This is a genomic window from Devosia indica (assembly GCF_003056405.1).
In the GTDB taxonomy this organism is placed as follows: Bacteria; Pseudomonadota; Alphaproteobacteria; order Rhizobiales; family Devosiaceae; genus Devosia; species Devosia indica.
The window spans coordinates 24,860-36,785 of sequence record NZ_PYVZ01000013.1; the positions used below are offsets into that span (position 1 = coordinate 24,860).

The window sequence follows — 11,926 nt, forward strand, 5'->3', positions numbered from 1 at the left end:
AATCCCATGTCCGGTTTGAAGCTGACCAATGTGAAAAAATCCTTCGGCACTGTCGAGGTGATCCGTGGCGTTGATCTTGACATTGCCGACAAGGAATTCGTCGTGTTCGTCGGCCCCTCGGGCTGCGGCAAGTCCACCCTGCTGCGCATGATCGCCGGGCTGGAACAGATTTCCGGTGGCGATCTGTTCATTGGCGACGAACGCATGAACGATGTCGATCCGTCCAAGCGTGGCATTGCCATGGTGTTCCAGACCTATGCGCTTTATCCGCATATGAGCGTCCGCGAGAATATGGGGTTTGCGCTCCGGTTTGCCGGCGCCAACAAGGCTGAGATCGAGAGCCGCGTCGCCGAAGCCGCCCGCATTCTCGAGCTTGAGCCGCTGCTCGACCGCCGCCCCGGCCAACTCTCCGGCGGCCAGCGTCAGCGCGTCGCCATCGGCCGTGCCATCGTGCGTCACCCCGACGTCTTCCTGTTCGACGAGCCGCTTTCCAATCTCGATGCCGAGCTGCGCGTGCATATGCGCATCGAGCTGGCGCGGCTGCACCAGGAGCTGAAAACCACCATCATCTACGTGACCCACGACCAGGTCGAAGCCATGACCCTGGCCGACAAGATCGTTGTGCTGCGCGACGGCCGTATTGAACAGGTTGGTTCGCCGCTTGAGCTATATGATGACCCGGACAACATCTTCGTGGCTGGCTTTATCGGCTCGCCCAAGATGAATTTTCTCGTCGGCACGGCCGAGGCGGGTGGCGTTCGGCTCGTCGATTTCCCCGGCCAGGTCATTCCGTCGCCCGTTGCGCTCGCCGCAGGCACCGAGGTCACCATTGGTATCCGCCCCGAGCATTTCTCCACCGAAGGCAGCGCCGCCCTCGACGTGACGGTCGAGATTATCGAGCATCTGGGTGGGGAAACCTATGCCTATGCCCGCGACAAGGGCGCCGAACTCATCACCATCGCCACCGACAATAACCGAACCCTCAAGACCGGCGACCGCTATTCGGCCAAGTTCGATCCGGCCGACCTGCTGGTATTTGGCACCGACGGGCAGCGGCTGCGCTAGGCAAGCAGCGACGGCGCCTTGGCGCTGCAGCAGCGAGCGGCCGCACGCTTTCCTGATGGCAGAGGCCAAGTCACTTCATCTTTTGCCAGGTATGTCCCGCCCGCTTTTCTTCGAATGACTTGGGGCAATGATCGGGCCGGGAACGAGGTGGGCCGCAACGGCTCCCAGTGCTCATGCCCACATCGTCCAATAACCAGTCCTCGGCGTTCGCCAGTTCTTGCGGTAGGCGCGGGTGCTCGTTCGCACGGCGGCTACCCGCTAGCCAACGCCACGACTGCGCCAGTGTCGCGCGAAGCCATCCGGTCCAGGCCGAACCTTGGGATTGGGATCTTTTGAGCATGAGGTGAACTCCGGTTTGCGAACAATAGCGCAAGCTTTGCAGTCCAATTCACATTCATCAAACGAATGTTTTTCGTCTTTTATATCGGCGCAGTCGATGTATACTGGGGTCATGTTGACCCTTGATGCCGACTTCCTGCGCAGCTTCCTCGCTATTTCCGAAACCGGAAGCTATGGCGCCGCTGCCCACCGTGTGAACAAGACCCAGTCCACTGTCTCCGCCCAGATGAAGCGGCTGGAAGAAATGCTGGGTGTGTCGCTGTTTTCCAAGTCTGGCCGGCGTAACCTGTTGACGCCGGAGGGCCTTCGTTTGCTCGAATATGCCAAGTCGATCGTTCGGCTCAACGAGGAGACGGTCAACGCGTTCCTGACGCCCAGGCCCGGCGGCACAGTCAAGCTGGGTATCTGCGATGACTATGCCCAGGCGTTTCTCTTGCCGGCGCTGTCTCGGTTTGCGCGCCGCTTCCCGCAGGTCGAGGTGGAAATTCTCACCACCGACAGCCGGTCACTGCGAAACCGCCCCGATATCGACAGTTTCGACGCCATCATCGTCTCTACGAAGTCGGGCATCGAAGGGGTCGAACTGTTGCGCATGGACCAACTCTACTGGATCGGTTCAGAAGCCCATGATGTCCAATTTCAGCCGCGGCTGCCTCTGGCTCTCTGGTCGGATGGATGTGCGTGGCGGGACATGGCGCTGGCCGCACTCGCCGGGGCCGGCCGCGACTACCGCATCATGCACACCACATCCAACGCACCATTGCTGCGCGCCGTGGTGCAGAATGGTCTCGCGGTGACCATCGGGCCGAAATGGTATCTGGCGCCAGGTCTTGTTGAGCTGCCCGAACTGAATCGGACCTGCCCGCTGGGTGAGGATGGGCTGGGCGTCAAAGTGCTAAACCCGGACCTGTCAGAGCCACTGGCCACATTTATCGACTATGTGCGGACCTACTTTCGCGGCGGCGGACAATTCAGCATCTAGCGTCTGCACAGTAAATGGATTGAACCGGTTCAACTACCCCTGCAGTCTGAGATTGCCGTTCAGGAAATAGCGCTCGAACAGCGGGCTGGTGGCCGCGCCGATGGCCCGGGCGTTGAACCCCACAACACCCGCTTCGATCTGCGGTGCAATAAGCCCGCGCATGTCCTGATTGACGAGATAGCGCCGCGTGCGCTCGACCAGCTCATGCTTGACCGCGTCGGGAAACGCGCCGTCGATCACGATGGCCTCAAAGTCGATGACGGCACAGACTGACAGGCTGGCCTTCGCCAGTTCCTGCGCCGTCCGGCCGATCCAGGGTTCGACGAACCGGGCAAAGCTGCTCCAGTCCTGTGGTTGGGTCCACAGGTCGCGCGGATCATGCCCGTTTTCCGCCAGCCGTGCTTCCAGCAGATGGATCGAGGCCGTATCGATTAGCTGCTGGCTTTCCCCCTGCGGTCCGAAACTGCGCAACGATCCCAGGGCGCCGGCATTGCCTTGATGGCCCTGATAGACCGAGTGGTTGAGCACGATCCCGCCACCAATAAAGGCGCCGATGAAGAAATAGGCGTAGTCGCGGAATTCCTTGCCTCGGCCATAGATATGCTCAGCCTGGCAACCCGCCGTGGCGTCGTTCACCACCTGCACCGGCAGGTCGGTGAACCGCGCGAGTTCGGCCTGGTAGTCTACATGCCGCCAGGACGCGAATTCCTTGGCCGGTGCGTCGACCAGATCACTCCATTTCCACAGCTCAAACGGCGTGCCGATGCCGATGCCACAGATCCGCGAGCGTTCTGCAGGACTGCATTTGGACAGAATGGTTTCCATCCCGTCGCGCAGAAACGCGAAGATCGGTTCTGGCATGGGGTAATTGTAGGTCAGGCGCAGTTCCTCCCGCACCGTGCCGCGGAAATCGGCGAGCAGCAGCACGGCACTGCGCCGGCCGATTTTGCAGCCCAATGAGAGCACCCCGCCTTCGGCCAGGCGCATCGGTACCGAGGGCTTTCCCACCTTGCCCTTGACCGGGGCGCCCCGGGCCAGCAGCCCTTCGCTCTCCATCTCCCGCAGGATGATGGAAACTGTTTGCGGAGAAAGGTTTGCCAATCGCGCCAGATCACTGCCCGCCATGGGCCCATGCCGCTGCAGCAGGGTCAGCAGCAGGCGCACATTGTGGTCGCGAACCCCGCTCTGGTTCACGCCGCGACTGACGGTTCTGATGATCGGTTCATCCATGCCGGGCACCATAGAGACAGCTATTGCGATGCGGAAGATGGTCAGGGCTGAATAAATAAATAAATTAGATTTACATATTGACGGGGTCAGGAATCCTCTCCACGATGAGGGCGTCAAGACAAGCAGATACGCATTTGCGAGGGGGAGGAGCCTGCTCGCAGCAAGTCTGCAAAGGGAGAGAGAATCGTGAACAAGCTGCTTATCGGCACGGCCTTGTGCCTTGCCGCCATGTCCCCGGCCATGACCCCCGCCGTAGTGGCGCAGGAGGTTTCGGCCTGCCTCATTACCAAGACCGACACCAATCCCTTCTTCGTCAAGATGAAGGAAGGCGCCGAGGCCAAGGCGGCCGAACTGGGCATTACACTGAAATCCTTCGCCGGTCGTATCGACGGCGATCATGAGACCCAGGTTGCCGCCATCGAAACCTGCATAGCCGACGGGGCCAGCGGCATTCTGCTGACCGCTTCGGATACGTCGGCCATTGTGCAGTCGGTGCAGCAGGCGCGCGATGCCGGGCTGCTCGTAATTGCGCTCGACACCCCGCTCAACCCGATCGATGCAGCCGACGCCACCTTTGCCACGGACAATTTCCTGGCCGGCGAACTGATCGGCAAATGGGCGGCAGGCAAGCTTGGCGCAGAAGCCGCCAATGCCAAAATTGCCCTGCTCAATCTGGGCATCAGCCAGCCCACCGTGGATGTCTTGCGCAATCAGGGTTTCCTGCAGGGCTTCGGCATCGACTTGGCCGATCCCAACAAGTGGGGCGACGAAACCGATCCGCGCATTGTCGGCCACGACGTGACCGCCGGCAATGAAGAAGGCGGCCGCGAGGCCATGGAAAACCTGCTGGTCAAGGATCCAACCATCAACGTGGTCCATACCATCAACGAACCTTCGGCTGCTGGTGCCTATGAGGCGCTCAAATCCTTCGGCCGCGAAAACGACGTGCTGATTGTTTCGGTCGATGGCGGCTGCCCAGGCGTCGCCAATGTCAAGGACGGCGTCATTGGCGCAACCTCCCAGCAATATCCCCTGCAGATGGCAGCGCTGGGCGTCGAGGCCATCAAGGCCTGGGCCGACAACGGCACCAAGCCCGAGCCGACCCCGGGCAAGGACTTCTTCGACACCGGCGTAAGCCTTGTCACCGATGAGCCGGTCGACGGCGTCGAATCCATCGATACCACCGAGGGTGAAGCCCTCTGCTGGGGTTGATCGTCAATCTGCACTAGAGTGATGGCAGGGGCCGGTGGTCACCGCCCCTGCCGTCGATTGGGAACCGGGGAGGATACCCATGTCGAACCAGACAGAGGCCGATGGGGGCCTCGTCGCCCGCGCTGACGCCATTGCGAGTTTTGAGCATCAGCACACCATGCTGTCGCGCGTCCAGCATGCCCTGCATTCCAATCCTGCGCTGGTCCCGCTGATCGTACTGGTGCTCTCGGTCGCCGTGTTCGGCGCGCTGCTGGGCACCAAGTTCTTTTCGTCCTTTGCATTGACGCTGATCCTGCAGCAGGTCGCCATTGTCGGCATCGTCGGGGCCGCCCAGTCGCTCGTCATTCTCACCGCCGGGATCGACCTTTCGGTGGGCGCCATCATGGTGCTGAGCTCCGTCATCATGGGCCAGTTCACCTTTCGCCTCGGCCTGCCGCCGGCCGTCGCCGTAGCCTGCGGACTGGCCATTGGCACTTTCATCGGCTTCGTCAATGGCTGGCTTGTTGCCCGCATAAAGCTGCCGCCCTTCATCGTCACGCTGGGCATGTGGCAGATCGCGCTGGCCTCCAATTTTCTCTATTCGGGCAATGAAACCATTCGCGCCCAGGATATCGAAGCGAGCGCGCCGCTCCTCCAGTTCTTCGGCCAGTCCATCAGCGTGGGCGGCGCCGTCTTCACCTATGGCGTCATCTTCTTCATCCTGCTGGTCCTGGTGCTGGCCTATATCCTGCGCCACACCGCCTGGGGGCGTCATGTCTATGCCGTGGGCGACGATCCGGAGGCTGCCGAGCTTTCCGGCGTGAACACCAAACGCATTCTGATTTCTGTCTATGCCCTGTCCGGCCTGATCTGTGCCTTTGCCGGCTGGGCGCTGATCGGGCGCATCGGCTCGGTCTCCCCCACCTCCGGCCAGTTCTCCAACATCGAATCCATCACCGCCGTGGTGATTGGTGGCATTTCCCTTTTCGGCGGCCGCGGTTCCATTCTGGGCATGTTCTTCGGCGCCCTCATCGTCGGCGTTTTCTCGCTCGGCCTGCGGCTTCTCGGGGCCGACGCGCAGTGGACCTACCTGCTTATCGGCGTGCTCATTATCGGCGCCGTTGCCGTGGACCAATGGATCAGAAAGGTATCGGCCTGATGCAACCCATTCTTTCCGCCAGCAATCTGTGCAAGCGCTATGGCCGGGTCACGGCCCTCGACAATTGCGATTTCGAGCTCATGCCCGGCGAAATCCTCGCGGTCATTGGTGATAACGGTGCCGGCAAATCCTCGCTGATCAAGGCCCTCTCGGGCGCCATCAAGGTGGATAGTGGCGACATCTACCTCGATGGGCAGCCGGTCCACTTCAATTCACCCATCGATGCACGCCATGCCGGGGTGGAAACGGTCTATCAGACACTGGCCATGTCGCCCGCGCTGTCGATCGCCGACAACATGTTCATGGGCCGGGAAATCCGCAAGCCGGGCTTCATGGGCAAGGTGCTGCGCCAACTCGATCGCCCCGCCATGGAGCGCATCGCCCGCCAGAAGCTGTCTGACCTGGGTTTGATGACCATCCAGAATATCAACCAGGCGGTAGAGACGCTTTCCGGCGGCCAGCGCCAGGGTGTCGCCGTGGCCCGCGCAGCGGCCTTCGGCTCGAAGGTCATAATCCTTGATGAGCCGACGGCGGCCCTGGGCGTCAAGGAATCCCGGCGCGTGCTCGACCTCATCCTGGATGTGCGGGCGCGCGGCATTCCGATCATCCTGATCAGCCACAACATGCCCCATGTCTTCGAAGTGGCCGACCGCATCCATGTGCATCGGCTGGGTCAGCGCCTCTGCGTCATCGACCCCAAGGACTATACCATGTCCGATGCTGTGGCCTTCATGACCGGGGCCAAAGCCGCCCCCGGCGCGACGGCCAGCGCTGCATAGAACAAGACCCGGCACCGTTCCTCCGTCGGGCCGTCGGAAGCCGGCGCATCCTTACCGGGGCGCCGGCTTCAGCCTTCAAACGCCCTGAAGTGCTTGGAGAGCTTGAGCGTCTGGGCCTGGTAGTTCGAGCCCAGATCCGTGCCATAGAGCCGGTCCGGCTGTTCGGCCAGCGCTTCGTAAATTAGCCGGCCAATGGTCTGCCCATGGCCAAGCAGAAACGGCACCTCCCGGCTGCGCACTTCCAGCACGGCGCGACTGCCGGTGCCGCCTGCAGCCGAATGGCCGAAGCCGGGGTCGAAAAACCCCGCATAATGCACACGGAACTCGCCCACCAGCGGATCGAATGGCACCATCTCGGCTGCATGGGTGGGCGGCACATGCACCGCTTCCAGGCTGACCAGAATGTAGAATTCATCCGGATCCAGGATCAGCTCGCTCTGCCCGCGGGCATAAAGCGGATCCCAGAAATCGCGCACATCCAGCGCCGCTTTCTTGTCCACATCGACCACGGCGGTATGCCGCTTGGAGCGGAAGCCGATCAGCCCGTCACGCCCCTGACCCTTGAGATCGATGGACAGGGCAATGCCTTCTCCAACCGGCAGGTCGCCACCGATCACCAGCGTGTCCGAGGCGTGCAGTGCCTGATGCTCGGCCACGCTGAGCCGGCTATCTCCGCAGCGGAACCGCATCTGGCTGAGGCGAGAGCCGGTGCGCACCAACACCGGGAAAGTGCGCGGGCTGATTTCGAGATAGAGCGGGCCAGTATAGCCTGCGGGCAATTGATCAAAGCCGCGCGCCCGGTCGCCTATGACGCGGGTGAACACATCGAGCCGCCCGGTCGAACTTTTGGGGTTGGCCGATGCACTGACCTCGGGGGGCAGCGCCAGGGTCTCCTCGAGCGGCACGAGATAGACGCAGCCACGCTCCAGGACCGCGCCCTTGCTGAGGTCGATTTCATGCAGCTTGAGCGCTTCGATGCGCTCGGCCACCGAATGGCTCGGGCCTGGCAGAAAGCTCGAGCGCACGCGAAAAGCAGTTTTGCCCAGCCGCAGGTCCAGGCTCGCTGGTTGCACCTGGTCGGTGTCCAACGGCCGGGAGGCGATGATTGCGCCTTCGGCATGCAGCTTCTCGATCAACCGCGCCGGAAAGACGCCTTTCGGCCAGGTCTCGACCATGATGCTTGCTTCCATCCCTGCGACTGCTCTTCCCTAGCAACCTGGGCAATTGACGCCAACTGCCAATTGGCCTTACATCACAGCCCAGTGGTGATTTGGCCGGTCGCTTGCAGCCACTTAAAACAAATCGCTAAAGACCGTTGGAACCGGCCGCCATTTGCGAGCCGGTTTTTTTGTTTTGAAAGCGCTGATCATGTCCAAACAGAACAACCCTCTCCGCGATCCGAAGCAACGCTCGGCCGCCACTCAGATGGTGCATGGCGGGGGCAAGCGGAGCCAGTTCCACGAGACCAGCGAAGCCCTGTTTCTCAATTCGGGCTATGCCTATCCGTCGTCCGAACATGCCGAACTGCTGTTCCAGGGCAAGGTGCCGGGCGGGCACAATTATTCGCGCTTCGCCAATCCCAATTACGACATGCTCCAGGACCGCATGGCCCTGATCGAAGGCGCCGAGGCGGCCCGTTGCTTTGCCACCGGCATGTCGGCAGTGACCAATGCGGTCATGAGCCAGGTCAGGGCAGGGGACCATATCGTCGCTTCCCAGGCTCTGTTCGGCGGTTGCCGCTATGTGGTGGAAGACTTTGCCCCCCGCTTCGGCGTCGCCTCGACCCTGGTCGATGGACGCGATCCGGCCAATTTTGCTGCCGCCATGCAGCCCAATACCAAGCTGGTATTCATCGAAACCCCGACCAATCCCACCCTGGAACTGGTCGATATTGCCGCCGTCGCAGAAATCGCCCATGCCCATGGCGCCAGGCTGATCGTCGACAATGTCTTTGCCACCGCGCTCTACCAGAAGCCGCTCGAACTGGGTGCCGACATCGTCACCTATTCAGCCACCAAGCATATCGACGGCCAGGGCCGCGTCATGGGTGGCATCGTGCTGGGCTCCAGGGAGATCATCGAAGGCGATGTGCACACCTTCCTGCGTCACACCGGCGCAACGCTTTCGCCCTTTAATGCCTGGGTGCTGACCAAGGGGCTGGAAACCTTCGCCCTGCGCGTTGAGCAGATGACCAACAGCGCCGAAAAGATCGCCGAGGCCCTCGCCAGCCATCCCAAAGTCAACCAGGTGATCTACCCGCACCATGAGAGCCACCCGCAATATGAGCTGGCCAAAAAGCAGATGAAGCGCGGGTCAACGCTTTTGGCGCTCGACGTCAAGGGCGGGCAGGAGGCGGCCTTTGCGCTGGCGGATTCGCTGGCCGTGATCCTGATTTCCAACAATCTGGGCGATGCCAAATCGCTCATTACCCATCCGCGCACGACAACGCATCAACGGCTCACCGAGGAAGTGCGCCTCGAAACCGGCGTCACTCCGGGCCTCTTGCGCCTCTCCGTGGGGCTTGAGGACGCCGATGACCTGATCGCCGACCTGATGTATGGGCTGGATCAGGTCTAGCCTCTGGTGTCCCTTCTCCCCTTGTGGGAAAAGGTGGCCGAAGGCCGTATGAGGGGGCGCAATGCGCGAGCCAGTTCTATTGCTGATGGGGGTAGCCAGTGCACTGTTCGCCGCCCCTGTCTTCGCCCAGACGCTGCCCTATCACGCAGATCCCGACGCGCGGGAAATGCTGCCCAGCCCCACGCCTGTCCCGGCCATCCGCTTTCTCACCACCGCCGATTTTCCGCCCTTCAACTATCGCGATGAGAGCGGTGAACTGGTCGGCTTCAATATCGACCTGGCCAGGCGCATCTGTGTCGAAGTCGATGTGGCCTGCACCATCCAGGTCTGGCCCTGGGATCAGGTCGCTACAGCGCTTTCCGACAATCTGGGCGATGCCTTGATTGCTGGCCTTGCCATGACCCCGGAGAATGGCGAACTCTTCGATTTCTCTTCGACCTATCTGGCGCTGCCCGGCCGTTTCGTCACCCGCGCACAGGACATTGATGGCTTTCGTCCGGACGCCCTGGCGGGTGAACCGGTTGCCGTGCGCGCCGGCAGTGTCCATGCCGAATTCCTCGATCGCTATCTGCCGGCAGTGGAAGCCATCCCCTTCGACACCGAAAGTGCCGCGCTCGAAGCGGTGAAGTCCGGCTCTGTGTTGGCCTCGTTTGGCGACGCCATGCGCGCATCGTTCTGGCTCAATGACAATCTGGCCTGCTGCGGCTTTGCCGGGGACGCCTATTTCCGCCCGCATCTGTTTGGTGAAGGCCTCACCATCGCCGTACCTGCTGGTCAGGATCCGGTGCGCCATTCCATCGATTGGGCGCTGGTGCGCCTGAAGGAAAACGGCGCCCTCGACGAACTTTACCTGCGCTGGTTCCCGGTGGGGTTCTACTAAGCCGGCGCCCGCAGCCTGACTGTCGACCGGCGCGGCCAGCGTAGTATCAATTCCGCCACGATCAGGTTTGGCACCCAGCACAGCCAGGCGATCACTGGATAGGCGGTGTCGAACGGAATTTCGAGTATCATGCCAACCGGGATCTGTATGCGCAGGGTCACGGCCGCCAGCGTCAGGGCGATGGAGCGGATCATCCAGCGGCGATGGGCAATGCGATCGCCGCGCATGGCGAGACGGATACCCGTGAGTGTCGTGCCAAGCCACAGAACGGCCAGGAGGCCAAAGCCAAAGGCTGCAACCGGTCCTGCCTCGGTGGTAACGGCCAGCCAGAGCCCGCTGGCGCCGGAGATCACAACGGCCATGCCATAGGCTCGTCCCATCAGGCGATGAACCAGCGGTCGCCTGTCACGCAAACCCTGCCAAAGCTGGAAGGGCACCAGCGCCAGCGCGACCGGCGCCAGAATGACATGCGCGAAAAAGGCAATTGGCCGCAACTGGGCATGATAGGCCACGAACTCCATAGTGGCTTCGACGCCGCCCACCATGAATCGCCATGAAAACACTGCCACGCCGATCGTGAAGAACCATAGCACGCCCGTGCGTGTCCATTCCAATCCAGTCGTCAGCATTGTCCGATCCTCCGCGCTAGCTTGACAGTGTAAAGGCCACTTTTCCTTGACACTGTCAAGCGCGCTTGCTTAGTGCTGGCCATGACCATTTCGCTTGAAAAAACGCGCGCTGGTGCCCATGGCGACCTGCGGGAAGGCCTTATCAGTGCGGGGCTGACCTTGCTCGCCCGTGATGGAGCATCGGGCCTCACCTTGCGCAAATGCGCCGCCCTGGCTGGCGTGTCACATGCCGCGCCAGCCCATCATTTTGATGGCCTGCCCGGCCTGCTCGACGCCATTGCTGCGCGAGGCTTCGAGATGTTTGCCGATGTCATGGAAGCCAGGGCGGCTGCAGCCCCGCAAGAGCCGCGGGCGCGGCTGGAGGCAATCTGCCTGGGCTATTTCGACTTCGCCCGCGACAACCCGGCCCTTTACGACCTGATGTTCCGCCAGATCTGGTCCTTGGCCGGTTCAAGTGAGGAGCTGGGCCGCTCGGGCGCCCGCGCCTACGCCGTGCTGGCCGATACCTGCGCCCCCTTCGTGCAAGAGGGGCAGGAGCCGGGCGTGGTGGAAACCCAGGTCTGGAGCCTTATCCACGGCTACGCCACGTTGGTACTGGTGGGCAAGTTGGGTCGCAACCGGGCCATTGCCTCGGTCACCGATGTTCTGGGCTTGCTGGGCGGTCTGGCGCTGGCGGATTAGTCAGGCAGGCGCCGATGCCGGGCGCGCGCTGCCACTTCAATGGCGGCCGTGGTCAATCGGTCCAGGGACAGCGAGTCGCGTAGCATTTCGAGGAAGCGCAGTTCTTCCTGTTCCAGATGCAGGTCGACAGCAGTGACCTCAATGGCCACGGCATAGGCTGTGTCCTGCAGTTTTTCGGGCAGGGCGGCAATGGCATCCTCGATCACCCGGTCCAACCCGTTCGGCCCGTTGAGCTTGTCGGCACAGGCATTGGCCACTTCCTCGAGGCGCTCTGGGTCGAACCCTTCGAACACCGGCAGGCGGTCGATCAGTGCGGTGATGCGCGCCAGCTCTTTCTCCGTCATGGCGCTGTCGGACGACGCGGCCAGGATCATCAGGTGAATAAGGGCATCTTGAGCGGTGTTCATCATCGTC

The 11,926-nt window shown here is 61.9% G+C and carries 12 protein-coding genes and 1 riboswitch; of the genes, 8 read left to right on the forward strand and 4 right to left on the reverse strand.

What is annotated here, in order from left to right; translation table 11 throughout:
- Window positions 1–6 precede the first annotated feature (6 nt).
- Both DDE76_RS13145 and DDE76_RS13150 read left to right on the forward strand, forming a co-directional pair.
- Window positions 7–1,065 carry an ABC transporter ATP-binding protein gene (locus DDE76_RS13145; protein ID WP_104892145.1) on the forward strand — a complete coding sequence of 353 codons (1,059 nt, stop codon included), beginning with the start codon at window positions 7–9 and terminating at the stop codon, window positions 1,063–1,065.
- 436 nt (window positions 1,066–1,501) lie between these two features.
- Window positions 1,502–2,386, forward strand: coding sequence for a LysR family transcriptional regulator (locus tag DDE76_RS13150; protein ID WP_104892144.1), 885 nt, complete (start codon window positions 1,502–1,504; stop codon window positions 2,384–2,386).
- 33 nt (window positions 2,387–2,419) lie between these two features.
- Here DDE76_RS13150 and DDE76_RS13155 read toward each other — a convergent pair whose 3' ends face one another.
- Window positions 2,420–3,616: an ROK family transcriptional regulator gene (locus DDE76_RS13155; RefSeq protein WP_104894760.1), complete on the reverse strand. Its 1,197-nt coding sequence runs from the start codon at window positions 3,614–3,616 to the stop codon at window positions 2,420–2,422.
- A 228-nt stretch (window positions 3,617–3,844) separates the two neighbouring features.
- Between DDE76_RS13155 and DDE76_RS13160 the strand changes: the two genes are divergently transcribed.
- The 3 genes from DDE76_RS13160 to DDE76_RS13170 all read left to right on the forward strand — a co-directional run bounded on the left by DDE76_RS13160 (window position 3,845) and on the right by DDE76_RS13170 (window position 6,745).
- Window positions 3,845–4,828 (forward strand): sugar ABC transporter substrate-binding protein, encoded by a 984-nt coding sequence (locus DDE76_RS13160; RefSeq protein ID WP_198650916.1) that lies wholly within the window; start codon window positions 3,845–3,847, stop codon window positions 4,826–4,828.
- A 79-nt stretch (window positions 4,829–4,907) separates the two neighbouring features.
- The gene (locus tag DDE76_RS13165; protein ID WP_104892142.1) at window positions 4,908–5,966 is read left to right on the forward strand and encodes an ABC transporter permease; all 1,059 of its coding nucleotides are present in this window, start codon (window positions 4,908–4,910) and stop codon (window positions 5,964–5,966) included.
- Window positions 5,942–6,745, forward strand: coding sequence for an ATP-binding cassette domain-containing protein (locus tag DDE76_RS13170; protein ID WP_198650910.1), 804 nt, complete (start codon window positions 5,942–5,944; stop codon window positions 6,743–6,745). The genes DDE76_RS13165 and DDE76_RS13170 overlap by 25 nt, the downstream gene beginning before the upstream one ends.
- 68 nt (window positions 6,746–6,813) lie before the next feature.
- On the opposite strand, the gene DDE76_RS13175 is transcribed toward DDE76_RS13170, so the two are convergent.
- On the reverse strand, window positions 6,814–7,920 hold the full coding sequence (locus DDE76_RS13175) for a 2'-deoxycytidine 5'-triphosphate deaminase (RefSeq protein ID WP_104894759.1): 1,107 nt from the start codon (window positions 7,918–7,920) through the stop codon (window positions 6,814–6,816).
- Between the two features lie 77 nt (window positions 7,921–7,997).
- Window positions 7,998–8,073: riboswitch (SAM riboswitch) on the forward strand.
- Between the two features lie 40 nt (window positions 8,074–8,113).
- On the opposite strand from DDE76_RS13175, the gene metZ reads away from it, so the two are divergent.
- Together metZ and DDE76_RS13185 are read left to right on the forward strand one after the other, a co-directional pair.
- Complete coding sequence (gene metZ, locus DDE76_RS13180; protein WP_104894758.1) at window positions 8,114–9,322, forward strand: O-succinylhomoserine sulfhydrylase; 1,209 nt, start codon at window positions 8,114–8,116, stop codon at window positions 9,320–9,322.
- 61 nt (window positions 9,323–9,383) lie between these two features.
- Window positions 9,384–10,202, forward strand: a complete 819-nt coding sequence (locus DDE76_RS13185) for a transporter substrate-binding domain-containing protein (protein WP_104892140.1) — start codon at window positions 9,384–9,386, stop codon at window positions 10,200–10,202.
- Here DDE76_RS13185 and DDE76_RS13190 read toward each other — a convergent pair.
- Window positions 10,199–10,831: a DUF2306 domain-containing protein gene (locus DDE76_RS13190; RefSeq protein WP_198650911.1), complete on the reverse strand. Its 633-nt coding sequence runs from the start codon at window positions 10,829–10,831 to the stop codon at window positions 10,199–10,201. The genes DDE76_RS13185 and DDE76_RS13190 overlap by 4 nt on opposite strands.
- 81 nt (window positions 10,832–10,912) lie before the next feature.
- Between DDE76_RS13190 and DDE76_RS13195 the strand changes: the two genes are divergently transcribed.
- Complete coding sequence (locus DDE76_RS13195) at window positions 10,913–11,512, forward strand: TetR/AcrR family transcriptional regulator (protein ID WP_157955795.1); 600 nt, start codon at window positions 10,913–10,915, stop codon at window positions 11,510–11,512.
- On the opposite strand, the gene DDE76_RS13200 is transcribed toward DDE76_RS13195, so the two are convergent.
- Window positions 11,509–11,919: a tellurite resistance TerB family protein gene (locus DDE76_RS13200; protein ID WP_425430632.1), complete on the reverse strand. Its 411-nt coding sequence runs from the start codon at window positions 11,917–11,919 to the stop codon at window positions 11,509–11,511. The genes DDE76_RS13195 and DDE76_RS13200 overlap by 4 nt on opposite strands.
- Between the last annotated feature and the right edge of the window lie 7 nt (window positions 11,920–11,926).

What these genes read in the sequence shown, in the direction of transcription:
- DDE76_RS13145 (WP_104892145.1), top strand. Translation starts at nt 7, where the DNA reads ATGTCCGGTTTGAAGCTGACCAATGTGAAAAAATCCTTCGGCACTGTC.
- DDE76_RS13150 (WP_104892144.1), top strand. Translation starts at nt 1,502, where the DNA reads ATGTATACTGGGGTCATGTTGACCCTTGATGCCGACTTCCTGCGCAGC.
- DDE76_RS13155 (WP_104894760.1), bottom strand. Translation starts at nt 3,616, where the DNA reads ATGGATGAACCGATCATCAGAACCGTCAGTCGCGGCGTGAACCAGAGC.
- DDE76_RS13160 (WP_198650916.1), top strand. Translation starts at nt 3,845, where the DNA reads ATGTCCCCGGCCATGACCCCCGCCGTAGTGGCGCAGGAGGTTTCGGCC.
- DDE76_RS13165 (WP_104892142.1), top strand. Translation starts at nt 4,908, where the DNA reads ATGTCGAACCAGACAGAGGCCGATGGGGGCCTCGTCGCCCGCGCTGAC.
- DDE76_RS13170 (WP_198650910.1), top strand. Translation starts at nt 5,942, where the DNA reads ATGGATCAGAAAGGTATCGGCCTGATGCAACCCATTCTTTCCGCCAGC.
- DDE76_RS13175 (WP_104894759.1), bottom strand. Translation starts at nt 7,920, where the DNA reads ATGGTCGAGACCTGGCCGAAAGGCGTCTTTCCGGCGCGGTTGATCGAG.
- metZ (WP_104894758.1), top strand. Translation starts at nt 8,114, where the DNA reads ATGTCCAAACAGAACAACCCTCTCCGCGATCCGAAGCAACGCTCGGCC.
- DDE76_RS13185 (WP_104892140.1), top strand. Translation starts at nt 9,384, where the DNA reads ATGCGCGAGCCAGTTCTATTGCTGATGGGGGTAGCCAGTGCACTGTTC.
- DDE76_RS13190 (WP_198650911.1), bottom strand. Translation starts at nt 10,831, where the DNA reads ATGCTGACGACTGGATTGGAATGGACACGCACGGGCGTGCTATGGTTC.
- DDE76_RS13195 (WP_157955795.1), top strand. Translation starts at nt 10,913, where the DNA reads ATGACCATTTCGCTTGAAAAAACGCGCGCTGGTGCCCATGGCGACCTG.
- DDE76_RS13200 (WP_425430632.1), bottom strand. Translation starts at nt 11,919, where the DNA reads ATGAACACCGCTCAAGATGCCCTTATTCACCTGATGATCCTGGCCGCG.